Here is a 25,009-nt window from a genome sequence, read left to right as displayed (position 1 = left end):
CATGACGCGCGACGAGCTGATCCGGCCGCTGCCCGAACTGCTGACGGCGCACGCCGAGAGGTCGCCGTCGCGGGTGGCGTACGCCGACGACGAACGGGACGTCACCTACGCGGAGTTGGAGCGGCGCACAGGTCGGCTGGCCGCGTATCTCGCGGGGGCGGGTGTGCGGCGCGGGGACCGGGTCGCGATCCTGCTGGGCAACCGTGTGGAGATGGTGGAGAGCGTGCTCGCCGGTGTCCGGGCGGGTGCGGTCGGTGTGCCCCTCAACCCCCGTTCCTCGGAAGCCGAACTGGCCCATTTACTGGAGGACAGCGGGGCCTCGGCCGTCGTCACCGACCGCGCGCACCTGGCCCGTCTGAACAGCGCGGGGTGCCTGGGCGATCGTACGCGCGTCCTGCTCACCGGCAACGGTCCCGTGCCGTCGGAGGCACCCGTCGGCACTGTCCTCTTCGAGGAGGCGGTCGGGGCGGAGTTCGCCGTGCCGCCCCGCGACGATCTCGGGCTCGACGAGCCGGCGTGGATGCTCTACACCTCCGGCACCACCCATCGGCCCAAGGGTGTGCTGTCCACGCAGCGCGCGGCCCTGTGGTCGGTGGCGGCCTGCTACGCGCCGGTCTTCGGGCTCTCCCCCGAGGACCGGCTGCTCTGGCCGCTCCCGCTGTTCCACAGTTTCGGGCACTCGCTGGCGATCCTGGGGGTCACGGCGGTCGGCGCGAGCGCGCGGATCACCGGCGAACTCCTGTCTCCTGGAGGCCTGTTGAGGGAGCTGCGCACGCCTCGCGCGTCCCTGGGCGGCTCCTACACCGTCCTGGCCGGGGTGCCCGCCGTGTACCACCAGCTGGTGGCGTCGGCGGCCGGGGACACCTCGCCCGTGCCCGCTCTGCGGACGTGCGTCGTGGCGGGCGCCCCGAGCGCTCCGGACCTGCGGCGGGCGGTGGAGGAGCTGCTGGGTGCGCCGCTGCTCGACGCGTACGGAAGTACCGAGACCTGCGGAATGATCGCGGTGAACCGGCCGGACGGCCCGAGGGTCGACGGTTCCTGTGGGCTGCCGGTCCCGGGGATGGACGTACGGCTGGTCGATCCGGGCTCCGGCGACGATGTCGCGGACGGTGACGAGGGCGAGATCTGGGCACGTGGGCCGAGTCTGATGACCGGCTATCACCGCAGGCCCGAGGCGACGGCGTCCGCGCTGCGGGACGGCTGGTACCGCACCGGCGACCTGGGGCGACGCGTCGCGCACGGGCATCTCGCCCTCACCGGCCGGGTCAGCGAGCTGATCATCCGGGGCGGGGAGAACATCCACCCCACCGAGATCGAGCAGGTCCTGCTGCACTGTCCCGGCGTGCGGGACGCGGTGGTGGTGGGCAGGTCGCACGACGTCCTCGGCGAGGTCCCGGTGGCGTACGTCGTTCCGGGGCCGGACGGGTTCGACCCGCGACTGATACTGGCCGCGTGCCGTAGGCGGCTGGCCGCGTACAAGCTGCCCGCCGAGATCCACGAGATCGCGGCCGTCCCGCGTACGGCGTCCGGCAAGATCACCCGCCACGCGGTCCTGCCGGACCTGGCCCGACCGGTGTCCGAGGTCCGCCCGGCCTTCCTGACCGCGACCGGCGGTGGCCTGCGCCGACGCCTGCTCGCTCTCCCGCCGGACGGGAGGGAACGCGCCCTGCGCGAGGCGGTTCTCGCGCAGACGTCGTCGGTGTGCGGCGATGAATCGTACGAACCGCTCGACGCCGACGGACCGGGCGAACGGCTCGACGCCGACCGCCCGTTCACCGATCTCGGGCTGACGTCCGAGGGAGCCGTCACGCTGATCGAGCAGCTCGGCGAGGCCACCGGGCTGCGGCTGCCGTCGACACTGGTCTTCGACCATCCCACGCCGGACGCCCTGGCCCGGCACGTGCACGACATCCTCTTCACCCCGGCGCCCGTACCCGTGCCGCACCCCGGCTCCGCGACGGAAGCGGACGATCCTGTGGTGATCGTCGCCATGGGCTGCCGTTACCCCGGGGACGTGTACTCCCCGGAGGATCTGTGGGACCTGGTGGCGCAGGGACGGGACGCGGTCTCGGGCTTCCCCACCGACCGGGGCTGGGACCTGGCCGCCCTCTACGACCCGGACCCGGACCGCGTCGGCACGTCGTACACCCGCAGCGGCGGATTCCTGCACCGGGCCGCCGAGTTCGACGCGGCCCTGTTCGGGATCTCGCCACGGGAGGCGCTGGCCATGGACCCGCAGCAGCGGCTGTTGCTGGAGACCTCGTGGGAGGTCTGGGAGCGGGCGGGCATCCCCCAGGCGGCGCTGCGCGAGAGCGACACGGGTGTGTTCGTCGGCGTGATGCACGGCGACTACTCCACGCGCCTGGACAGGCACGACCTGGAGGCCCATCTGGCCCTGGGATCGGCGGGCAGTGTGGCCTCCGGCCGGATCAGTTACGTGTACGGCCTGCGCGGGCCGTCGATCACGCTCGACACCGCGTGCTCGTCCTCGCTGGTGGCCCTGCACTGGGCGGCGCGGGCGCTGCGCTCCGGCGAGTGTTCCCTGGCGTTGGCCGGGGGTGTCACCGTGATGGCGACGCCCAAGGCGTTCGCGGCTTTCAGCCGGCACCGCGCGCTGTCGCCCGACGGCCGCTGCAAGTCGTTCTCGGCCTCGGCGGACGGCACCGGCTGGGGCGAGGGCGTGGGCCTTGTGCTGCTGGAGCGGTTGTCCGACGCCCGCCGCAACGGACACCCCGTCCTGGCGGTGCTGCGTGGTTCGGCAGTCAACTCCGACGGCGCGTCCAACGGCCTGACGGCGCCGAACGGACAGGCCCAACAGCGCCTGATCACCCGCGCGTTGACCGACGCCGGGCTCGGCGCCGCCGACGTGGACGTGGTGGAGGCGCACGGTACGGGCACCACGCTGGGTGACCCCGTCGAGGCGAGCGCCCTGCTGGCCACCTACGGACAGGGGCGGGCCGAGGACCGGCCGCCGCTGTGGCTCGGCTCGGTCAAGTCCAACCTGGGGCACACCCAGGCCGCCGCCGGTGTCGCCGGGGTCATCAAGATGGTGCAGGCCATGCGCCACGAGCGGCTCCCGCGCTCGCTGTACGCGCACGAACCCAGCCCCCATGTCGACTGGTCGGCGGGCCGGGTGGAGCTGCTGGCCGAGTCCCGCCCCTGGCCGGTGACGGACCCCCGGCCACGCCGAGCCGGGGTGTCCGCGTTCGGCATCAGCGGGACCAACGCCCATGTGATCCTGGAGGAGCCCCCTCGGCAACCCGACACCGGACCGCGCGGCCCACAGGTCCCGGTGCCCTGGCTGCTGTCCGGCGCCGACGAGGCCGCTCTGCGTTCCCAGGCCCGGCGTGTCGCCGTCCATCTGGCGTCCCGGCCTGACCTCTCGCCCACCGACGTCGGTGTCTCCCTGGCCGTGTCGAGGTCCCCGCTCGCCCACCGGGCGATGGTCGCGGCCGACGACCGGGGGCGGATGCTGACCGCCCTCGACGCGCTCGCCGACGGGAAGGGAACGGATCGCGCCGTCGCCGATCCCGGCGTCCGCACGGCCTTCCTGTTCACCGGCCAGGGCTCTCAACGTGCCCGTATGGGTGCGGAGTTGCGTAAGGCCTTCCCCGTCTTCGACTCGGCGTTCGAGGAGGTATGCCGGGCCCTGGACGCCCGTCTGGAGCACCCTCTCGACCCGGTGCTGTCCGCGATGCCGGGCACGCCGGAGGCCACCCTTCTCAACCGTACGGACTTCACCCAGGCCGGTCTGTTCGCCTTCGAGGTGGCGCTGTTCCGGCTGTTGGACTCCTGGGGAGTGCGCCCCGACTTCGTAGCCGGGCACTCCGTGGGGGAACTGGCGGCCGCCCATGTCGCCGGGGTGCTGGACCTTGCCGACGCGGCGGAACTCGTGGCGGCCCGGGGCCGGTTGATGCACGCCCTGCCGGGCGGTGGGGCGATGGTGTCGCTGCACGCGACGGAGGAGGAGGTACTCGCCGAACTCCCCGCGTTCGACGGCCAGGTGACTATCGCCTCGCTCAACGGACCGCGCTCGGTGGTGATTTCGGGAGCAGAGGACGCGGTGCTGGCCGTGTCGGCCGGATTCGAGGCGCGAGGTCGCAGGACCGTTCGGCTGCGGGTCGCTCACGCCTTCCACTCGCCGCTCGTGGAACCGATGCTCGACGACTTCCGCCGGGTCGCCGAGGGGCTGACGTTCCGGCCGCCACGGATCCCGGTCGTCTCAGCTGTGTCGGGCCGCCCGGCCGAGGCCGGGGAACTGTGCTCGCCGGAGTACTGGGTACGGCACGCCCGGCTGCCGGTGCGGTTCGCCGACGCCGTGCGGTGGCTCGGGAACAACGGGGTGTCGGCGTTCCTGGAGGTCGGCCCGGGGGCGGCGCTCACCGCCGCCGCCGAGGACTGTCTGAGCGGCCCGGACGGCGAGGGCCCCGCCCCCGTGTGTGTCGCCGCCCTTCGTGGCGGCGATTCCGAACCGAAGAGCCTGCCGGCCGCCGTGGCCCGCCTCCATGTGCGCGGAACGCCCGTCGACTGGTCCGCAGTGTTCACGGGCAGCGATGCACGGCACCTGGAGGATCTGCCGACATACGCCTTCCAACGCCAGCGGTACTGGCTGGCCGCGCCAAGCGCTCTCCCCGCCCCCACGGACCCGCACCAACACCCGCTGCTGGGACCGGCGTTCACCGTGCCGGACACCGGCCGGACGGTGTTCTCCAGTCTGCTCTCCACCACCGCACACCCGTGGCTCGCCGACCATGTGATCGGTGGCAGGGTGCTGGTCCCCGCGACAGGGCTCGTGGAGATGGCCGTACGGGCGGGTGACGAGGTCGGCTTCGGCACGCTCGGCGAACTCGTGGTCCTGGCGCCGCTGGTCCTGCCCCGGGCCACGGGCGTTCACGTCCGGGTCGTCGTGGGCCCGGCGGACGACTCCGGCATGCGCCCGGTCGACATCCATGCCCGGCCCGCCACGGACGGCCCCGGGCCCGACTGGACCCGGCACGCCACAGGCACCCTGAGCCGCACGGACACCACCCGGCCCGAGACGGAACCTGCGGTGTGGCCGCCGCAGGACGCGACCGAGGTCGACCTCGCCGAAGCGTACGGCAGCCTCGCGGAGGCCGGCCTCTCCTACGGCCCGGCGTTCCGGGGCGTACGGGCGGTCTGGCGGCGCGGCGAGGAGATGTTCGCGGACGTCCGCCTGCCCGACGCGGAGTCGGCACACGCCGACCGGTTCGGTATCCATCCGGCGCTGCTGGACGCGGCCCTGCACGCCCCGCTGCTGACGGGCCCGGTCCCTGGCTCCGGCACGGTCCGGGTGCCGTTCGCGTGGAGCGGTGTACGTCTGTACGCGACGGGCGCGTCGGAGGTACGCGTACGGATCGTCCCGAGCGGGACGGACTCGGTCACCCTCACTCTGACCGACCTGTCGGGGCGCCCGGTGGCTCACGTGGAGTCCATGACCACGCGTGAACTCCCCGCCGAGACGGTCGAATCGACGGCCGACACCGTGCGCCGGGTCCTGTTGCGCCCCGAGTGGACCGGCGTCGAGGAGCCGCAGGGCGAGCGGCGGCCCGTGACCGGCGGACGCTGGGCGCTGGTCGGGCCGGACGGGCTGGACCTGCGCGGGGCGCTCCCCGGTCTGGTGGGAACCGACGCGCCCGAACCGGACACCGTGGTCGTCACTGCCGTCGACGGTGGTCCGTGGGCGGATGCCGATCCGCTCGCCGCCGTGCACCGGCTGACCGGCAGGGTGCTGCGTACCCTCCAGGACTGGCAGGACGACCCTCGGACGGCGGGCTCCCGCCTGGTCGTGCTGACACGGAACGCGACCGCCTCCGCGCCGGACCCGGCCGGGGCCGCCGTGTGGGGGCTGGTGCGTGCCGCGCAGACGGAGCTGCCAGGACGTGTCGTCCTCGTCGATGTGGACGAGCGGTCGGAGTCACTGCGGCTGCTCCCCGCTGCGGCGGCGAGCGACGAGGACCAACTCGCCGTACGGAACGGCCACTTGACGGTCCCACGACTGGTCGCCGCTGGTGAAGCCACCGCCGGGAGCGGCAGCTTCGGGCCCGACGGCACAGTCCTGATCACCGGCGGAACCGGCGCGCTCGGCTCGGAGATCGCCCGCCATCTCGTGACCGCCCATGGCGTACGTCACCTGCTGCTCATCGGCCGACAGGGACCCCAGGCGCCGAATGCCGGGGAACTGCGAGCCATGCTGGAGGAGTTGGGCGCCGAGGTACGGATCGTGGCCTGCGACACGGCCGACCGCGCCACGCTGGCCGAGGTGATCAAGGGGTGCTCGCCCGCACTGACCGCCGTGGTGCATGCGGCGGGGGTGCTGGACGACGGTGTCCTCGCCGCGCTGACACCTGGGCGGATGGCGGCCGTGCTGCGGCCGAAAGCTGACGCGGCCTGGCATCTGCACGAGCTGACCCGGGACCTGGACCTGTCGGCGTTCGTCCTGTTCTCCTCGGTGTCCGGTCTGCTGGGCCGCGCCGGGCAGGGCAACTACGCGGCGGCGAACGCCTTCCTGGACGCACTGGCCCGACACCGTTCCCAACTGGGGCTGCCCGCAGTGTCCTTGGCCTGGGGACCGTGGGACCACGGGGCCGGGATGGCCGGGGGGACCGATGGGGTCGCAAGGGTCCCGCACCGGTCGGCCGGTGAGGTGCTCCGGGCGCTCTCCGTGGAGCAGGGCCTGGCCCTCTTCGACGCGGCGCTGCGCACGGGCGAACCCGTGCTGGCGCCGGTACTGCTGGACCGGGCGGCGCTCGGGTCCGCACAGGGGCTTCTGCCGCCGCCGCTTCGCGGGCTCGTGCCGCCCCGCAGGCCGGCCGCCGGGACCGGGGACGGTGCCGGTGACAGCTCCTCGCCCGGCGCGGAGCAGCTCTGGGAGCCGGGCGCCTGGCGCAAGGTGCTGGCCGGGCTGGCCGCCGGCCGACGGGAGGACGCCCTGGCGGAGTTGATGCGCGCCGACGTGGCCACGGTTCTCGGCTACCCGGACGCCGACGCGCTGCCGGCCGGCAAGTCCTTCGCCGAGCTGGGCTTCGACTCCCTGATGGCGGTCCAGGTCCGCAACCGGCTGAGCATGGCCCTGCGGCTGAGGCTGTCCGCCGCCGTGGTGTTCGAGCACCCGACGGCCCAGGATCTGGCCCGTCATGTACTCGGCCTACTGGACGACCTGCCCGATGTCGCAGACGACCTGCCCGACGACACAGACGCACCGGAGCCGGCACGTGCTTCCGCGGGGGACCGGCCCGTGCAGACGCTCTCCTCGCTCTACCGGCGGGTCTGCGAGGCCGGGCAGGTGGTCGCGGCGATGCACATGCTGGTCACCGCTTCCTGGGCACTGCCGACCTTCGGCCCCGAAGCCGGCCGGGAGCACGCCCTGCCCCCGCTGCGGCGCGCCGACGGTCCCCAGACCGGCCCGGTACTCGTCTTCCTCAACGGCTTCCACCCGCCCTTCGCCGCCCCCGGTGGTGAATTCGCCGGATTCCACTCCCACTTCCAGGGTGAACTGGAAGTCCTCGAACTCCCGCACCCCGGTATCGGTGCGGGCCATGCCGTGCCGGCCGACCGGGACACGCTCGCCCGGACACATGCGGAGACGTTGCGAGCGCACGTCGGCGATCGGCCCTTCGTGATCGTCGGCGTGAGCACGGGAGGCGCGGTCGCCCATGCGCTGACCCGACGGCTCGAAGCCATGGGGAACCCGCCCGTCGGACAAGTGCTGCTCGACACGTACCTCGTCAACGGCGGCAACAGCGACAAGTCGTGGCTGCTGTCCCTGCCCGCCGCGATCGCGCCGCTCCTGGGCGGAACCCGGTTCACGGGGGACGAGGACACCGGGGTGGCCGCGCTGGGCGCGTACACCCGGATGTTCCAGGACTGGGAGCCGGAGCCGGTCGCCACCCCCACTCTACTGATCCGGGCCACCCGGCCGACGCCCGCGATGGCGGCGGACGCGGCCCCGGACGAGTGGCGCACCTCCTGGCCGCTGCCGCACACCCGGGTCGACGTCCCCGGCGACCACTTCTCGTTCATGCGGGAACACACCCCCACCACAGTGGCGGCCGTCCGCGCCTGGATCGGTTCCCTCGGCGGTATCGGCGCCGCGCCGACACCGAACACAGCAGCGGAAGGAGAGCGGTGACCCCCGACCGTGAGACAGGGAAGTCAGGGAAGTCAGGGAAGACGGTGGGGCCAGTGAAGTCAGTGCAGACCAAGGAGACCGAGGAGTTCGACGTGATCGTCGTGGGCGGCGGACCGGCCGGGTCGACCGCCGCGACGGCCGTCGCCCTGCGGGGTCACCGCGTCCTCCTGCTGGAGCAGCAGACGTTCCCGCGGTACCAGATCGGCGAGTCGCTGCTCCCTTCCACCGTGCACGGCGTGTGCCGCATCCTGGGCGTCGAGGAGGAGGTCGCACGAGCCGGTTTCAAGACGAAGCGCGGCGGGACCTTCCGCTGGGGCCGGAACCCGGACCCCTGGCAGTTCTCCTTCGCCCTGTCACCCCGGCTGGCCGACCCGACCTCCTTCGCCTACCAGGTCGAGCGGTCCCGGTTCGACGCGATCCTCCTGGACAACGCCCGCCGGGTCGGCGTCGACGTCCGGGAGGGCTGCCGGGTCAAGGGCGTGCTCGGCGACGAGGAGCGCGTCCGGGGCGTCCATTGGACGGGGCCCGCCGGGGAGTACCGCGAGGCCCGGGCCCGTTACGTCGTGGACGCGTCCGGCAACGGCAGCCGGATCCACGGCGAGGTCGGCGGCAGGCGGACGTACTCCGACTTCTTCCGGAACATCGCGGTGTTCGGCTACTTCGCCGGCGGCGAGCGGCTCCCGAAGCCCAATGACGGCAATATCTTCTGCGCCGCATTCGACGAGGGCTGGCTCTGGTACATCCCCCTCCGCGACGATCTCACCAGCGTCGGGGCGGTGGTCGGCCGGGACAACGCCGCCGCGATCCAGCGGGATCCTGTGACGGCCTGGCGCGGGCTGATCGACTCCTGCCCGGAGGTCCGGGGTCTCCTGGACGGAGTGGCGCAGGCCACCGAGGCGCCGTACGACCAGGTGCGGGTCCGCAAGGACTGGTCGTACTGGAAGTCGCGCCTGTGGCGGCCCGGCATGGTGCTGGTCGGCGACGCGGCGTGCTTCGTCGACCCTGTTCTGTCCTCCGGAGTGCACCTCGCCACGTACGGGGCCCTGCTCGCGGCCCGCTCCATCAACAGCGGTCTGGCCGAATCCCTTGACGAGGAACGCCTCTTCGACGAGTTCGAAGCGCGCTACCGTCACGAGTACGGCCTGTTCCACGAGTTCCTGGTCTCCTTCTACGACATGCACCAGGACGAACGGTCGTACTTCTGGAAAGCCCGCAAGGTCACCCACGTCGACGCGACGGAAATGGAGGCGTTCGTCGAACTGGTGGGCGGACTGGCCTCCGGCGACACGTCCCTCACCGGGCCAGGGCAGGCGGGTGCCCGCCTGACTGCCACCGCCTCGGAACTCGACCACGCGGTCGGCAGGCTCCCGGACTCCGACGGCCTGCGCAATCCGCTCTTCGAGGCCCCCTCGATCCGCCAGGTCTTCCAGGAGGGCACGATCCTTCAGGAACGGGGTGTCTTCGGCGGCCCACTGGAGAAGGAGACCCCGCTGCACCCCGGCGGCCTCACGGCCTCGGACGACGGCCTCACATGGGTGACCGGGTGAACCCGCGCATGCCAAAAGCCCCCCACAGGCTCTCGGTGGTTTCCAGGGATCGTCGAGCACCGTCGGGACGACAGGATGTGAACCTGTGCGCCCTTGATCCCCAGGAGCAGAAGACCATCCGCACCGCCCTCGCCTGCGCCGCCAGTGAACTCATAGTGGACTCATGGCGATGCGCGCTGACTCTGCGTGCCGCAGCGCCGATGGCGTCAACTCCTGCCCCGGGCGCTCGGCGCGCGGTTCGCCATCACCGTGCGGGTAACGCCTCCGTCAGAGCCGCCGGCCTGGCCCACTCCGCCCGGCGGCTCGCCGTCGTCCTGCCCGAACGCCGAACTCCCGCAGGCGATTGCCGTGCCACCGTCGAGGTCTGGGAAGGTTCGCGTGACGCCGAACAATTGGGCTACCAACGGCCGCCTGTCGACATGTGAACGGCAGGGAGAGGCCCGGGGTTGGGTCTTCCCCTGCTGTTGGCATCCGCTCATCACCACCATCCCTACGGGGAAGTGTGACCGTACGGGTGGGGAACCACGTGACGCTGATCATGTAGATCGCGGGAAAGGCGTGGTTCGGCCGCGATGCCGGAGGTTCCTGCGAGGCAGACGCACCATGCGCGACAGGGTCACCCTCGGTACTGCCCACAACCTGGACGTGGGCTCAGCAGGCCGCGAGGAGGCTGTCGTCCAGGAACTCCCGTACGTGGCAGATGACTTGTTCCCGGTCCGTGCCGCGCAGCCCGATCACCACCTGGATGGAGAACCCGTCGAGCAGCGCCCGCAGCCTGGCGCCGAAACGGTCCGGGTCGACCGGCGGGAACTCTCCCCTCGACACCCCCTCCGCCAGCAGTGCCACCAGGTCACGATGCCAGGCGCCCTCGATCGCTGCCTGGCGGTCGCGGGCCGCGTCGTCGGCGTTCTGTGAGCGGTTCCAGACCTCCAGCCACAGCGTCCAGTGCGGGTCCCGGTGGCCGTCGGGCACATACAGGTCGACGTACGCGTCCAGCCGCTCTCGGGCGGACGTGGTGCGGGTCAGCAGCCGGCTGCGCTCGACGCCGAGCCGGCCCTCGCTCCACTCCAGGGCCTGGAGCAGCAGTTCGTCCTTGGAGTGGAAGTAGTAGAGGAGATGGCCGCTGCTCATCCCGACCTCACGGCCGAGCGCCGCCATGGTGAGTTTCTCCAGACCGTGCTCGGCGACCATGGCCATGGCGGCGGCGAGCACGTCCTCGCGGGGCGGAGCGGGGGTGCGACGGCGGGCTCCCGGGGCGGTCATGCCGTAGGCCCCGGTGCACCGCAGCAGCCGAACTCCCGCGAGGCGGGACCGGCGCGGAGCGGGCCGCGGTCGTCCCCGTCGAAGTCACCCATGGCGCCGTCGGGGTACTTGCGGCCGTCGTGCTCCGGGCAGGTCGGTACCTCGGGCAGGAGCCGCAGCGGCCGGGGCAGCCATGTTCCGCGGGTGACGCAGATCAGCACATTCACCCGTCAGTTCTACCCGACCACGGCCCTCGGCTGCTGCTGCGTGATGCAGTGGATGCCGCCGCCGCCCGCGAAGATCGGCCGCGCGTCCACCAATGTCACCGTCCGCCGCGGGAACAGCCCGCGGAAGATGCCGGCCGCGATCTCGTCCCGGGGGTCGTCGAAGCCGCACAGGACGACGCCGCCGTTGCAGAGATAGTGGTTGATGTAGGAGTAGTCGGCCCAGTGGCCGTCGGCCTCCAGGACGGTCGGGGCGGGCACCTCGACGACCTCCAGGCGACGGCCGTTCGCGTCGGTCTGCGCCTTCAGCAGCCCGACGGCCTCCCGCGTCACCTCGTGGTCGGGGTGGGCCGGGTCCGGCTGCACATGGGCCATCACCACACCGGGGCGGCCGAACGCGGCGACGATGTCCACATGGCCGAGGGTGCCGAAGCCGTTCGGGGGGTAGTCGGCGGTGAGGCCGCGCGGCAGCCAGATCGCCTTGCGGGTGCCGAGGTGGGCGTGGATCTCGGCCTCCACCCGCTCGCGGGTCCACCCCGGGTTGCGTTCCGGCCCGAGCTGGACCGTCTCCGTCAGCAGGACCGTGCCCTCGCCGTCGACGTGGATGGCACCGCCCTCGTTGACGAGTTGCGAGGTGTACGTCGTCACCGAGCCCGCGAGGCCGGAGACGTACCCGGCGATCTTCGCGTCGTGCTCCCAGCGCGCCCAGTCCTGGGCGCCCCAGCCGTTGAACGTCCAGTCGACGGCGGCGAGTTCACCGGCGTCGTTGGTGAGGAAGGTGGGCCCGATGTCGCGCATCCATGCGTCGTCCAGGTCCCGCTCGACCGTGTCGACGCCCGGCCCGAGCAGAGCGCGCGCCTCGGCCGACTGTCCGGGGCCGCACACCACCGTCACCGGCTCGAAGCGGCGCACCGTACGGGCGACCGAGGCCCAGGCGACGCGCGCGGCGGTGAGGTCCTCGGGCTCGTCGAAGGTCGGGTTCGGGCCCGGCCACGCCATCCAGGTGCGCTCGTGCGGGGTCCACTCGGCGGGCATGCGGAAGCCGTCGGCGGCAGCAGACATGAGTCATCCTTGGAGGCTGTGACGTTCAGAGGAAATACAGGCGGTTAAGGGAGACGGACTCGGCCGGTTCGGAGTGCAGCGGCTCTCCGTCGAGCGTGACCAGCCCGGTGAGCTGGTCCACATCGACCGCTCCGGTACGGGAGTTGAGGCGCAGGTCGGTCGGCCCGATGCCGCGCGTGCCCCGTACGGCGACCCTGCGGCGCCGGGTCGGCATCGTGTCGCCTCCCTGGTCGAGGGCCGCCTGGGCGACGAAGGCGACCGAGATGTCGGCGGGCGTGGCGCCGTGGGCCCCGAACTGCGGGCCGAGGACGAGGGGTTCGCAGGTGTCGGTGGCCGCGTTGGGGTCGCCGACGACGCCGTACGCCGGGAAGCCGGCCTTGAGCACGAGCTGCGGTTTGGCGCCGAAGTACTCCGGCCGCCACAGCACGATGTCGGCGAGCTTGCCGGTCTCGATCGACCCCACCTCGTGGGCGAGGCCGTGCGCGATGGCCGGGTTGATCGTCAGCTTGGCCAGGTAGCGCAGGACGCGCTCGTTGTCGTGGTCGTCGGGTGCGCCGAGCTCGGCCTTCATCTTCCCGGCCATCGCGAACGTACGGCGGACGGTCTCGCCGGCCCGCCCCATCCCCTGCGCGTCCGACGACGTGATGCCGATCGCGCCCAGGTCGTGCAGCACGTCCTCGGCGCCCATGGTCCCGGCGCGGATGCGGTCGCGGGCCATGGCGGCGTCGCCGGGCAGGTCGGTCCTGAGGCCGTGAGCGGAGACGATCATGTCGTAGTGCTCGGCGACGGCGTCCCGGCCGAAGGGGAGGGTGGGGTTGGTGGAGGAGCCGATGACGTTCGGGACGCCTGCCATCTTCAGTACGTTCGGGACATGTCCGCCGCCGCAGCCCTCGATGTGGAAGGCGTGGATGGTCCGGCCCTCCAGCACGCGCAGGGTGTCCTCGACCGACAGGCATTCGTTCAACCCGTCGCTGTGCAGGGCCACTTGGACGTCGTGTTCCTCGGCGACACGCAAGGCGGTGTCCAGGGCGCGCGTGTGGGCGCCCATGTCCTCGTGCACCTTGAAGCCGGACGCGCCGCCCTCGGCGAGTGCCTCCACCAAGGGCGCCGGGGAGGATGAGGAACCGCGTCCGAGGAAGCCGATGTTGACCGGCCAGGCGTCGAAGGCGTTGAACGCGTGCCGCAGCGCCCACGGCGAGTTGACCCCGACGCCCCACACGGGCCCGAACTCCTGCCCGATGATGGTGGTGACGCCGGAGGCGAGCGAGGCTTCCATGATCCGAGGCGACAGCAGGTGGACGTGGGTGTCGACGGCTCCGGCGGTGGCGATGAGCCCCTCGCCGGACACGATCGAGGTCCCGGTGCCCACGACGACGTCGACCCCGTCGAGGGTGTCGGGGTTCCCGGCTCGCCCGACCGAGCAGATCCGGCCTTCCCTGATGCCGATGGAGACCTTGCGGATTCCCAGGGCCGCGTCGATCACGACGACGTTGCTGATGACCACATCACAGGTCTCCCGGACGGCGGCCGCCTTGAGGTGCAGTCCGTCCCGGGCGGTCTTGCCGAACCCGGCGAGGAACTCGTCGCCGTAGCGCTGGGAGTCGGACTCGACGCGGATCGTCAGGCCGGAGTCGCCCAGCCGGATCCGGTCGCCCGCACGTGGGCCGTGGGTGGCGGCGTACTCGTACGGGCTGAGGCCGCGGGCCTCGACGGGGTGGCCTCCTGGGCGGCTCATCGCCCGACCTCCTGATCAGGTGTCTCCGGTACGCCGAGGTAGCCGCAGGCGGCGGCGCGGCGCAGTGCCTCCTCGCGGGCGCCGGGTGCGTCCAGGGCTCCGTCGACCAGACCGGCGAACCCTATGGCGATCCGGTCGCCCCCGATGGGCACCAGCCCGACCGTGAGGCTCTCCCCCGGCCCGATCCGCACGGATGATCCGGCAGGTACGGCGAGCCGCATCCCGTAGGCCCTTTCCCGTGCGAAGTCGAGCCGCGGGTTGGTCTCGAAGAAGTGGAAGTGGGAGGTGACGGAGACCGGCACGGTGGCGGTGTTGGTGACCGTGAGCCGGACGGCCGCCTCGGGCTCCGCGTGCTCGGGACCGGGCAGCAGCGCGCCCGGAGCCCGCTCACCGAGGCTCCCGGCGATCGGGTCGCTCACGACGGCGAGCCGGGAACCGTCGTCGAAGACCGCCTCGACCTGCACCTCGGTGACGATGTCCGCGACACCCGGCAGCACGTCGTCCGGGCCGAGCACGGATCTGGCGCGCTCGAGGGCCTCCGCGAGCCGGGCACCGTCGCGAGCGGCCTCGCAGACGGTGTCCGCGATCAGTGCGGTCGCCTCCGGCACGTTGAGCCGCAGACCGCGGGCGCGGCGGGCGCGGGCCAGCTCGGCGGCCCCGAAGAGCAGCAGCCGGTCACGCTCCGTGGGAGTCAGTCTCATGGCGCGGGCACCTCCTCGCTTCGCTCACGTTAGAGCGTCACTCTAAAGGTGAAATACCTGTGGTTAAAGTGCTGGATCGGCAAATCGATCCTTGAATTTGAACGTCGCTCTAATTTTCGGATGCGCAGACACCGATGGGCCCGCCGACCGGCACGGGCCGGTCGGCGGGCTGATCGGTGGGCCAGAAGCCGCGCCGCGTACGGGCGGTTCACCTCGTGGCGGGCTCCTGGTCGAGGCTGAACCCCGGGGCGCCCGGGACGGACGCGAGGAGTCGCGCGGTGTACGGGTGGTTCGGCTTCGCGAAGGTGGCTCCGGTCGGGCCGAGCTCGACGAGGTCCCCGTGCAGCAGGACCGCGACCGTGTCGCTGACATGCCGGACGACGGCCAGGTCGTGCGAGATGAACAGCATCGTCAGCGAGAGCCGGCGGCGTAGATCGGCGAGCAGGTTGAGGATCTCGGCCTGGGTCGTCAGGTCGAGGGCCGAGGTGATCTCGTCGGCGATGACGAACCGGGGACGCGGGGCGAGGGCCCGTGCGATCGCCAGCCGCTGGCGTTGGCCGCCGGAGAACTCGTGCGGGTAGCGGTCCATGGTGTCAGGGTCGAGGCTCACCTGGACGAGCAGCTCGGCGATCCGGGTCCGGACCGGTTCGACCCTGGCCCGGATCGGATCGAGTGCCTCGGCGAGCGACTGGGCGACGGTGCGCCGGGGGTCGAACGAGGAGTACGGGTCCTGCGGAATCATCTGAACCGTCGCGGCTCCCGCCCGTCCGCGCGAGGTGCGCAGCGGGGCGCCGTCCACGAGGATCCGACCGCTCGACGGCCGGTGGACGCCGACGAGTGTCCGTGCGAGCGTCGTCTTGCCCGACCCGGACTCGCCGACGAGTGCGAGGGTGCTGCCCCGGGGAATGTCGAAGGAAACTCCCTTGAGCACCCTGCGGGCCGCGACGCCGTGGCCGAGCTCGACGGTGAGATCCTCCACGCGCAGCAGCGAGTTGGCCGCCTGCGGGTCCGGTGTGGTCGCGGTGGCAGACATCAGCGGCTCCCTTCGGCGGCCGGGGAGCGGTCCGCGTCTTTTCCGGCAAGGTCGTCCGACGGCGACCCGCTCGGCCGCGCCGCGTGCGCGTCGGCCGTCCACCGGACCGCGCTGAGGGTTCCCCCGGCCTCGACCGCGGCGGGCGTCGCCGCGAGCAACGCGCGGGTGTAGGGGTGGGTGACCGTCCCCCGGCGCAGGTCGTCGCCCGTCGTCCGGTCGACGACCCGGCCCTCGTGGAGCACCAGGACGGTGTCACAGAGCACTCCGACCACACCGATGTCGTGCGAAATGAACAGCATCGCCGTGCCGTGCTCGCGGTTGATGCGCCGGAACTGCCGCAGCACCTCCGCCTGGACGGTGACGTCGAGGGCTGTCGTCGGTTCGTCGGCGATGAGCAGCCGCGGTTTCGTCGTCATCGCGGAGGCGATCGAGGCGCGCTGGAGCATGCCGCCGCTGAGCTCGTGCGGGTGCTGGCGCAGCCGCCGCTCCGGCTCGGTGACGTGGATGTCGGCCAGGGCGCCGACCATGTCCCGCGCGGCCTGCCGCCGGGGCGTCCCGACATGCACCCGGGCCACCTCGGTGAGCTGGGTGCCGAGCCTCAGCGCGGGGTTGAACGTGCCGATCGGGTCCTGGTAGACGATGCCGATCTCGGTCGCGAGGCGTCGCTCCGGCGGTGTCCCGAGCAGGTCGAGGTCGCCGAGGGTGAGGCACGACGCGTTCGCCCGTACGTTCTGGGGGAGCAGGCCCGCGACCGCCATGGCGATGGTGGACTTGCCGGAGCCCGACTCCCCGACGAGGCCGATGATCTGACCGGCGCCGATGGAGAACGACACGTCGTCGACGAGGGTGCGCTCGCCGGCCCGCACGGTCAGCCCTGCGACGGTCAGCAGACCGTCCCGCTCCGTGCCGGGCGCTGTCCCGGCGCCGCCCGCCGCCTGAAGCGCCTCGGGCGCCGGTCCCGCCGCATCCTCCGTCTTGGCCGGTGCGGGCGCCGCGCCGCGGGTTCGCGGGTCGACGAGCGAGGCCACGCCGTCTCCGAGGAGCATGGCGCCCACACCGGTGACGATGAGCATGATCGACGGGGCGAGGACGACCGACGGCTGGGCGAAGATCGACGGCAGCGCCTCGTTGAGCAGCCGGCCCCAGTCGTACTGCGGGCTCTGCACGCCGAGGCCGACGAACGACAGGCTGCTGATGTCGAGCAGGGACAGGGTGAAGCTCGAGCTGAGGAGCACCAGCAGCGGCCCGCTGATGTTCGGCAGGACATGGCGGCCCAGGATGCGCAGTCCGGGAACGCCGAGCAGGCGCGCGGTGAGCACGTAGTCCTTGTCCGCGACGGTCGCGGCGAGATTCGCCGTCAATCGCGCGAACCCGGGGACACCGGCGACGGCGATCGCGGTGATCGCGGACACCGTGCCCGGGCCGAGCACCGCCGCGATGACGAGGGCGAGCACGAGCGAGGGGAAGGCCACCGCCGAGTCGATGAGCCGCAGACAGGTCTCGCGCAGCCACCCGGGTGCCAGGTGGACCAGCGCGCCGATCGCTACGCCGACGACGAACGAGACGGCGGTGGCGGCGGCGGCCATGAGGAGGGTGAGCCGGGTCGCGACGAGCGCCCGGGCGAGGACGTCACGGCCGAAGGCGTCGGTGCCGAGGAGATGCCCGGCACCGGGCCCCAGCCGGGTGTCGTCGGTGAGGGTCTCGGCGGAGCCGCTCAGCAGCAGCGGGGCCACGAGGGCCACGACGAGGAGCAGTCCGAGGATCACGGCGCCGGCCAGCAGCGACGGGTTGCGGCGCCATCTGCGTACGGTCGTTTCAGTGGCCACGCCGACCTCCCTCGAGGGTTCGGGGGTCGACGATCCCGAGGACGACGTCGACGAGGAGGTTGACGAGCAGGGCGAGCATGCCGACGACGAGGATGATGCCCTGGATCACCGGATAGTCCTTGTAGATGATCGCCTGGACGACCTCGGTGCCCAGTCCTGGGTAGGTGAAGACGTTCTCCAGGATGATCGTCCCGCCGAGCAGGGAGGTGAGGACGAGACCGCTCAGGGTGAGGACACTCGTCACGAGGTTGGGCAGCGCGTGGCGGAGGTGGAGACGTACGGATCCCAGGCGGTGGCCGCGGGCGGTCCTCATGTAGTCCTGGGCGAGCACGGAGGCCGTCTCCTGCCGGACGACCCGGGCGATGGCGAAGGCCGGGCCCGTGCAGAGCGCGGCTATCGGCAGGACGAGCGCGCTCGGTGTCGTGGCGCCGCCGGACGGCAGCAGCCCGAGGCTGATCGAGAAGACGACGATGAGCAGGGTCGCGAGGACGTAGACCGGTGCCGACGCCAGAAGCCCGGCGACCGTGCCGAAGACGACGCCGAGCCGGCGGCGGCGTCCGTCACGGGTGAGGACGCCGACGGCCATGCCCAGCGGGACGGCGATGACCAGGGAGAGCAGGACGGCCGGGATGACGAGCTGGACCGTGTACGGCAGCCGGGTCGAGACGATGTCCGCGACCGGGGTGTTGAACCGGAACGAGGTGCCGAGCTGTCCGGACCCGATGTCGCCGAGGTAGTGGACGAACCGCGTCGCCATCGGCTCGTCGAGGCCCAGCCGTTCGCGTATCGCCGCGAGGGTCGCCGGGGACGAGTTGGTGCCGGCGATCGCGCGGGCCGGGTCCCCGGGCAGCAGGGGCACGATGAGGAACGTCACGAGGACGAGCAGCAGCATGGACATCAGCAGGCCGCCCGCCCGTCGGACGGCGAACCCGGCCCAGCCGCCGCCCAGCCGCAGCCGGGAGGCGGGCCGGGCGGGTGCGGCCGTCAGCGGTCCGGTCGGGACCGCGGCCCCGGCGCTCACAACGCCCCCGCGAGTGCCGCGTCGTCCGGGTGCCGCTCGTGCCAGCGGAACCGGGGTTCGAGCTGGGCCGACAGACGCAGCAGCGTGGCCTCGTCGTAGGGCGCGCCGATGAGTTGCGCGCCCACCGGCAGTCCGTCCGCGGTCGTGTGGACGGGCAGCGAGATCGCGGGCAGCCCGGCGATGTTGACGAACGCGGTGAACGAGACCATCCGGGTCTCGGTGACCCGCGGGCCGTCCGGGTCGGAGTTCGCCTCGTCGTACACGGGGCCGACCGGCGGCGCCACGACGGCCGTGGTTGGTGTGAGGAGAACGTCGAAGTCCCGGCCCCACTGGGCGACCACGTCGCGCGACTCGGCCTGCAGGCGCGCCGCGGTCCGGGCGTACTCACCCGCGCTGACCTCCAGGGCCGTCTCTCGGCGGCGCCGGATGTAGGGGTCCACCGCGCCGGGGTCGTCGACCTCGATGGCGTAGGTGGAGGCACTGATGATCGTCCAGGTGAAGCCCATGATCGCCTCGTAGGAGAACATCTTGGGGCGGGCCTCGACGACGTCGTGCCCCAGGTCACGCAGTGCCTGTGCGGCCTTGAGCGCCGCCGTGCGGCACTCCTCGTCGACCGGCAGCCCGGTCGGCGCGTCGAGAAGCAGACCGATCCGCAGCCGCCCGGCATCGGCGCCGATCTCCTCGATGTACGGGCGGCCCGGTTCGGGCGCGCTGTACCAGGCGAGCCGGTCGGCGCGGCCCATGACGTCGAGCATCAGGGCCGCGTCGCGCACGGTGCGGGTGATCGCGCCTTCGGTCGTCGAGTGCTCCCAGCCCCGGACGAGCGCGGGCACGCGTCCCCGGCTCGGTTTGAGGCCCACGAGGCCGGTGACGGACGCCGGGACCCGGATCGATCCGCCGCCGTCGGAGGCATGCGCCACCGGTGCGAGCCCGGCCGCGACGGCCGCCGACGCGCCGCCGCTCGACCCGCCGGAGGTGTGCGCCAGGTTCCACGGGTTGCGCGTCTTGCCGTGCCGGGCGTTCTCGGAGACGGTCAGCGCGCCGAACTCCGGCGAGTTGGTCCGGCCGAGGGGGATCGCGCCGGCATCGAGGAGGAGTTGGATGTCGGGGTCCGTGACCGTCTGCGGGATATCCCGGACCGCCAGCGAGGACATCGTGTTGGGTTGTCCCGCGACCGAGTTGAGGTCCTTGATGGGGACGGGGACGCCGTGCAGCGGGCCGAGCGGATCGCCGCGCAGCACCGCCTGCTCGGCCCGGACGGCCGCCGCGCGTACGGCGTCGGCGTCGAGCCAGACGACGGCGTTGACGGCGGGATTTATGCGCTCGATGCGGTCGAGGTAGGTCTCGACCACCTCCACCGGGCTGACCTCTTTCGTGCGTATGAGGTCGGCGATCTGCTGGGCGGTGCTGAATGGGTCGATCACCAGGGGGCTCCTGTCGGAACGGTGCGAGGTATCGGTGCAGGACGTCGGAGCGGAGCGGGAGTTCCTCCGTGCGGGACCGCGTGGGTCCGACCGCACGGGTTACCGCCGCGAACGGACGGCCTGCCCGTTTGTCTCTCTGTCTCTCTGTCTCTCTGTCAGCCGGTGACGCGCAGGATGGGGTCGTCGAGCGAGCCGCCGAGCATCTGTGCGCTGAATCCCTTGCGCAGCGCGTAGATGAACGGGTCGTTGACCAGCGGCACCGCGTCCGCCTGCGAGATCAGTGCCTTGGCGGCCTTCTGGTAGGCGGTGCAGCGGGCCGCTTCGGTCGTCGCCTCGGCGCCCTGGGCCAAGGCCTTGTTCACCACGGGGTTCTTGACCGCGCCGAGGTTGCCGCCGCCTTCCTGGACGGTCGGACCCACGAAGTGGCCGAGCGGGTTGGCGAGGCTGCCGAGGAAGTTGAGGTCGGCGAAGACCGTGAGGTCCCAGGCGTCGGGCTTGCCGAACACGGTCCCGACCCAGGTGCCGACGTCGACGTTGGCGAGGGTGACGTCCGCGCCCGCGGCCCGCAGCGCCTCCTGGATGTACTGGTTCCCGGCGCCGGCCGGGCCGACGACCTGGGGGCCGACGAGACGGATCTTCTTGCCCTTGAGCACGGCTCCCGCAGCGGCTTTGTCGGTCCCCACGAGGAAGGAGGAGCCGGGATCGTTGCAGGGGATGCCCTTCTGCACGAACATCGTCGACGGCTCGCCGGTCTCCTTCGAGACGACCTTGGTGAAGGCGGCGCGGTCGACGGCCTGGGCGACCGCCCGGCGGGTGGCGACATCGGCGAAGACCGTGCCGGGTCGCTCGTTGAAGAGCAGGTAGAAGTCGGAGAACCGGCTGACGCTCACGGAGTAGCCGGCCACGCCGTCGAAGCGCGGGATGCCCGAGGCGTCGATCTTGCCGATGTCGAGCTGGCCGCTCGTCACGAGGTTGCCGGTCGCCGTGGGGTCGGGCGAGACCAGGTACTCCATCGTCGCGGCGGCCTTGCCGGGGATCTTCGTGCGCCAGGCCGGCCATGCCTTGTACTCCGGGCGAAGCGCGTAGGAGTACGAGACACCCGACTGGGACTTCTGAAGAAGGTACGGCCCGGACTGGGAACCCTTGGCCTTACCCGCGGCGAGGGCCTTGAGGTCCTTGAGTCCCGCCGGGCAGACGATGCCCGTGCTCGCGACCGACAGGCCGGTGACCATGTCGCCCCACGGCCTGGCGAGCGTGATCTTCACCGTCCTGGCAGCGTCGTCGGCGCTCACTTTCACCGTGTTGCCGGGGCCGAAGACCGTAGGGAGATCGGGCGCCGCCGTCTTCGGGTCGACGAAGCGGTCGAGGGATGCCTTGACGACCGTCGGCGTGATCGGCGTCCCGTCGGCACAGGTCGCGTCGGCGCGCAGGGTGAAGGCGGCCGAGGTCGGCGTGTTCTTCCACTCGGTGGCGAGCCCGCCGACGAGCCCTCCGTCGTCCTTGCGTACGAGGGTGTCGTAGCTGTCGCGGGCGAGCAGGTAGTCCGGCAGGGACAACGCCTTGGCCGGGTCGAAACTGGCCGGCACGTCGATCGTCGTGCGGATCTTCGTGGCACCGGCGGTACCGCCGGTGCCCGGGTCTGCGGACGTCGCCCCGGTGGTCGTACAGCCGGCGAGTACGGCCGTCATGGCGACGGCTGCGGTCACGGGGACCGCGCGGGTACGGGTCTGGCGCATGGGTGCTCCTGGAGAGGGGTGTCACGCTCTACGCAGGTCGCACGGAATCTGACGGGACGAGCGCGAGCAGTTCGGGGCGGAGGCGGTGCGCGCGGCACTCGAAGGACGCCGCATGTGAACGAGCAGTGGAGCACTCGGTAGGGAGAGGATGCCGCCAAGTGAACGACGTAGTCAATAGCGTTAACTATCTTTCCGCGTGCCAGGTTCACCGCCGCTTTCGGCCGCGGGATCAATGCTGGACGGCGACCGCGAGGACTGACGCGTGTCAGTCGCGCGGGAGCGTTGCCGCCTCTGCCTCAAGGGCCGCGAGGAGGATGTCGACCTGCCGGCGGAATACGTCGGTCATGTCGACGGTGCGCAGGTGCTCCTTCGCCGCCTCGGCGTAGGGGTACGCGTCAGGATCCGCCGGGTGGTACTCCTGCACCCAGTTCGTCTCCGCGCCGAACCGCTCGCTGACGAGCCGCCAGGCGTTGTTGCTCGCCATGGCGAGGATGAAGTTCGAGTACGCCTGGTAGCACAGGACGGCCGCCCGGCTGCGCCAGCCGCCGCGGTGGAACGCTTCGAGGAGGGCGTCGACGGCCCGCAGTTCATGAACGCCCCGGGTGACTCTGCCCATACAGAGCGCGGCGGCGGCCGGGTGGTCCAGCGCGGTGTTCCAGGCCCGGATCGCCAGGTCCCGAAGCGACTCGGTCCACGACTCGTGCGGCTCGTACCCCTCGAGGGAGATCCTGTCCAGCTCCTCCGCGACGGCGACCATGATGTGGTCGCGACTCGCGAAGTACCGGTAGACCGCGGTCGCGGAGGCGGACAGTTCCTTGCCGAGCCGCTGGAAGGTCAGCCCGTCCGGCCCGTCCTCGTCGAGGATCCGCAGCGCGGTTCCCACGATGAGCCCCTGGGAGAGAGTTCCCCGTTGGAGCCGCTTGGTCGACCGGCCGCCAACTGTCACTCGAACGCCTCCCTCGGACGGACGGCGAGCACACGCTGCCGCACCCTGCGCCTCCTTGTCGGCAACAGGAAACCAGCCTAAGCGACTGATGCCGAGCGGATCGTCCTGGGCCGACAAGCCGGAGCCATGGCCCCGTGTCCCCCGACGAGCAACCCACCCTCCCGCCTTCCGGCCCGGTTGGCGCAAAACCGTCCATCGCCGGCGGATCCGCCCGGGAAACGGTCGGCCGAAACCTGGTAGCAGGTTGCGGCCGACGCTCGTTGTGGGTTTGCCGTCCGCCGAACGCCGACAGACCCGGGAGCTGACCGCCGTCGAGGGCGCGTCGCCGAGGTAGTCGACCCAGAACCGGTCGGCCCGCTCACCGCCGACGGGATGCTTGTGGTCGCCGTTCGCCAGCTGACGCCGGCGGCGGGCGTAGTCGCGGTACTGCTCCAGCTGTGGGGGCAGCTCCGGCTTCCGGCCCGACACCGCGGCGTTGTAGAGCTCGGCGGTCTCGGCGTGGACCAGCCCCATCGACAGGCCGCGCAACAGACGCCGCACAGCGCGGGCCGATGCCCGATGAGTAATGCCGCCATGCCGGGTCTACCGCACAGTTGAACCACTCCGGGTCGAACCCACAGGAGGTCGAAGTGTCCGCATCAGTGCTCGACATGTCGATGTCACTCGACGGATATATCGCCGATCCAAACGATTTTCTCGGCGGCGACGATGGCGAACGACTGCACAAGTGGGCCGGTCCGGAGGACGGGTCCGGCCTGCTGTCCGGACCGGCCTCGCAATTCCAGGACGAATGGAACACAGCCGGTGCGGTGCTCGCGGGGCGACGCACTGCCGAGCTCATGGATCACTGGGGCGGTGATCACGGTGGTCTCCCGATCTTCGTGCCCAGCCACCGCCCGCCCGGCCCCGCCGCCCGTTGGGGCTATCCGTTGGTGACCTACGTGACCGACGGGATCGAAAGTGCGATGGCACAGGCAAAGGCCGCCGCCGGGGACAAGGACGTACAGGTGCGTGGCGCGTACACGGCGCAACGGGCGCTTGAGGCCGGGGTGCTGGATGAGGTGCAGATCCATCAGATCCCGGTACTGCTCGGTGATGGCCGTCGCCTGTTCGACGTCTTGCCGTCGCAGATCGAGTTGGAGATCATCCGGGTGATCGACACGCCGGAGGCCACTCACATCCGCTACCGCGTCCGTCGCTGAGGCGGTCGACCGGCACCTTCTTGGCTGTGGTGGGTCGAGGGCCGAGGTGCTTTGTCGCATCGGTTACGGGCAAAGGGAGACCAGCGATACCGTCGGTCTCTGGAGGCGTCGTACAGCGCCGTGAGCGCCTTCGAGCGTGATGATCGCCCCCGCCGGACTGTTCAGGCGGGATACCTGGCAGAACAGTGGCCGTTGGTGATCTGGACGCGGGCGGTCAACGCGTGGCCGTCGCCCACCATCTACCGGCCGGCTGTCCCGTCTGAAGTGATCCGGCTTCGAGACTGGAAATGTGACCTGCAGCGACCAGAACAACTGAGATGTCAGGCAGAGCGAATTCTCAGCTGGTCTGGTCCGGCTCCGCCATTTCCAACTGCCACCTCGTTCCGGAGTGCGGGACGCTCGGTCGTTGTGGCTACAAGGGGTAAAGGGCGACGGTCATCAGGGAGAGGGCCGCAGGGCCGGCGTCTGCGTCGGTGCCCCAGTCGGTCCAGTCCACCGTGGCTTGGCGGGAGCCGTCGGGTGTGTGGAAGGAGATGGTGCGGTAGCCGGGCGTGCCGCCGCCGTGGCCCACGATTGTGCCGCAAGGGAGCGCGGCCGTCTCCAAGCCGAGGCCCCAGCCGTCGCCGCTGGTGTCGGCGGTCGTCTCGCGCAGTTCGGCCGGGCGCAGGAGGCCGCCGCTGAGCAGGGCGCGGAAGAAGTGGTCGAGGTCGGCGGTGGTGGAGATGATCTCACCGGCGGCGCCGCCAACGGACATGTTGACGGTGGTGTAGTCGACCGGGAGAAGTGGCCCGTCACCTCTGCTCATTGGTTCGTAGCCGTGGGAGTGGGGACCGGCGTTGAAGGGAGAGGAGCCCGGCAGGCGGGTGTTCCGGAGTCCGAGGGGCCCCGAATGATGCGCTGGTCGATTTCGGTGCGGTACGAACGGCTGGTGGCCTTGTCGACGATCATCCCGAGCACGATGTGGTCCGTATCGGAGTAGTGGTGATCGGTGCCCGGAGGGAACAGCAGAGGCGGTGCCGGTCCCCGTCCTCGGCGACCCGTCGGACCAGCTCGGCAGGTGTCCAGGTGCGGAAGCGGTCGTGGGGGCGTCGCCGTCCAGCAGTCCGTCGGTGTATCCAGGCAGGCGGCTGGCGTGGTGGAGCGGTTCCCGGACCGTGACCT

At 71.6% G+C, this 25,009-nt stretch carries 15 protein-coding genes and 1 pseudogene; 3 read left to right on the top strand and 13 right to left on the bottom strand.

Annotation, left to right across the window (positions count from 1 at the left end):
- Nucleotide 1: 1 nt before the first annotated feature.
- Together STRTUCAR8_RS05850 and STRTUCAR8_RS05845 are read left to right on the top strand one after the other, a co-directional pair.
- On the top strand, nt 2–8,149 hold the full coding sequence (locus STRTUCAR8_RS05850; RefSeq protein WP_006374567.1) for a type I polyketide synthase: 8,148 nt from the start codon (nt 2–4) through the stop codon (nt 8,147–8,149).
- Between the two features lie 53 nt (nt 8,150–8,202).
- Complete coding sequence (locus tag STRTUCAR8_RS05845) at nt 8,203–9,696, top strand: tryptophan 7-halogenase (protein ID WP_234372606.1); 1,494 nt, start codon at nt 8,203–8,205, stop codon at nt 9,694–9,696.
- Nucleotides 9,697–10,347: 651 nt separating this feature from the next.
- Here the strand turns inward: STRTUCAR8_RS05845 and STRTUCAR8_RS05840 are convergent.
- The 11 genes from STRTUCAR8_RS05840 to STRTUCAR8_RS53910 all read right to left on the bottom strand — a co-directional run bounded on the left by STRTUCAR8_RS05840 (nt 10,348) and on the right by STRTUCAR8_RS53910 (nt 23,186).
- Nucleotides 10,348–10,959, bottom strand: a complete 612-nt coding sequence (locus STRTUCAR8_RS05840) for a TetR/AcrR family transcriptional regulator (protein ID WP_006374574.1) — start codon at nt 10,957–10,959, stop codon at nt 10,348–10,350.
- On the bottom strand, nt 10,956–11,165 hold the full coding sequence (locus STRTUCAR8_RS05835) for a hypothetical protein (RefSeq protein WP_006374586.1): 210 nt from the start codon (nt 11,163–11,165) through the stop codon (nt 10,956–10,958). Before STRTUCAR8_RS05835 ends, STRTUCAR8_RS05840 begins: the two co-directional genes overlap by 4 nt.
- A gap of 9 nt (nt 11,166–11,174) precedes the next feature.
- Nucleotides 11,175–12,224, bottom strand: a complete 1,050-nt coding sequence (locus tag STRTUCAR8_RS05830) for an agmatine deiminase family protein (protein ID WP_006374549.1) — start codon at nt 12,222–12,224, stop codon at nt 11,175–11,177.
- 25 nt (nt 12,225–12,249) lie between these two features.
- Nucleotides 12,250–13,959 (bottom strand): urease subunit alpha, encoded by a 1,710-nt coding sequence (locus STRTUCAR8_RS05825; RefSeq protein WP_006374584.1) that lies wholly within the window; start codon nt 13,957–13,959, stop codon nt 12,250–12,252.
- Entirely contained in the window at nt 13,956–14,660 is a 705-nt protein-coding gene (ureA, locus tag STRTUCAR8_RS05820; protein ID WP_006374589.1) for an urease subunit gamma, read from the bottom strand. The genes STRTUCAR8_RS05825 and ureA overlap by 4 nt, the downstream gene beginning before the upstream one ends.
- A 208-nt stretch (nt 14,661–14,868) precedes the next feature.
- Nucleotides 14,869–15,693: an ABC transporter ATP-binding protein gene (locus tag STRTUCAR8_RS05815; RefSeq protein WP_006374565.1), complete on the bottom strand. Its 825-nt coding sequence runs from the start codon at nt 15,691–15,693 to the stop codon at nt 14,869–14,871.
- Nucleotides 15,693–17,519 (bottom strand): ATP-binding cassette domain-containing protein, encoded by a 1,827-nt coding sequence (locus STRTUCAR8_RS05810; RefSeq protein WP_006374576.1) that lies wholly within the window; start codon nt 17,517–17,519, stop codon nt 15,693–15,695. Before STRTUCAR8_RS05810 ends, STRTUCAR8_RS05815 begins: the two co-directional genes overlap by 1 nt.
- On the bottom strand, nt 17,509–18,540 hold the full coding sequence (locus tag STRTUCAR8_RS05805; RefSeq protein ID WP_006374580.1) for an ABC transporter permease: 1,032 nt from the start codon (nt 18,538–18,540) through the stop codon (nt 17,509–17,511). Before STRTUCAR8_RS05805 ends, STRTUCAR8_RS05810 begins: the two co-directional genes overlap by 11 nt.
- Complete coding sequence (locus tag STRTUCAR8_RS05800; protein ID WP_006374587.1) at nt 18,537–19,964, bottom strand: amidase; 1,428 nt, start codon at nt 19,962–19,964, stop codon at nt 18,537–18,539. The genes STRTUCAR8_RS05805 and STRTUCAR8_RS05800 overlap by 4 nt, the downstream gene beginning before the upstream one ends.
- 155 nt (nt 19,965–20,119) lie before the next feature.
- A complete protein-coding gene (locus tag STRTUCAR8_RS05795) occupies nt 20,120–21,700 on the bottom strand; it encodes an ABC transporter substrate-binding protein (protein WP_006374583.1) in 1,581 nt (526 codons plus the stop codon).
- A 265-nt stretch (nt 21,701–21,965) separates the two neighbouring features.
- Nucleotides 21,966–23,186 (bottom strand): TetR/AcrR family transcriptional regulator, encoded by a 1,221-nt coding sequence (locus tag STRTUCAR8_RS53910; protein WP_006374573.1) that lies wholly within the window; start codon nt 23,184–23,186, stop codon nt 21,966–21,968.
- An 89-nt stretch (nt 23,187–23,275) separates the two neighbouring features.
- On the opposite strand from STRTUCAR8_RS53910, the gene STRTUCAR8_RS05785 reads away from it, so the two are divergent.
- Nucleotides 23,276–23,848, top strand: a complete 573-nt coding sequence (locus STRTUCAR8_RS05785; RefSeq protein WP_006374575.1) for a dihydrofolate reductase family protein — start codon at nt 23,276–23,278, stop codon at nt 23,846–23,848.
- Nucleotides 23,849–24,260: 412 nt separating this feature from the next.
- Here STRTUCAR8_RS05785 and STRTUCAR8_RS53205 read toward each other — a convergent pair.
- Together STRTUCAR8_RS53205 and STRTUCAR8_RS55570 are read right to left on the bottom strand one after the other, a co-directional pair.
- A pseudogene (locus STRTUCAR8_RS53205) lies at nt 24,261–24,719 on the bottom strand (serine hydrolase); the annotation flags it as partial.
- Nucleotides 24,650–24,853 carry a serine hydrolase gene (locus STRTUCAR8_RS55570; RefSeq protein WP_422125668.1) on the bottom strand — a complete coding sequence of 68 codons (204 nt, stop codon included), beginning with the start codon at nt 24,851–24,853 and terminating at the stop codon, nt 24,650–24,652. The pseudogene STRTUCAR8_RS53205 and the gene STRTUCAR8_RS55570, both read right to left, overlap by 70 nt.
- Nucleotides 24,854–25,009 lie beyond the last annotated feature (156 nt).

Source organism: Streptomyces turgidiscabies Car8 (assembly GCF_000331005.1).
In the GTDB taxonomy this organism is placed as follows: Bacteria; Actinomycetota; Actinomycetes; order Streptomycetales; family Streptomycetaceae; genus Streptomyces; species Streptomyces turgidiscabies.
This window is presented reverse-complemented; position numbering and strand designations above follow the sequence as displayed.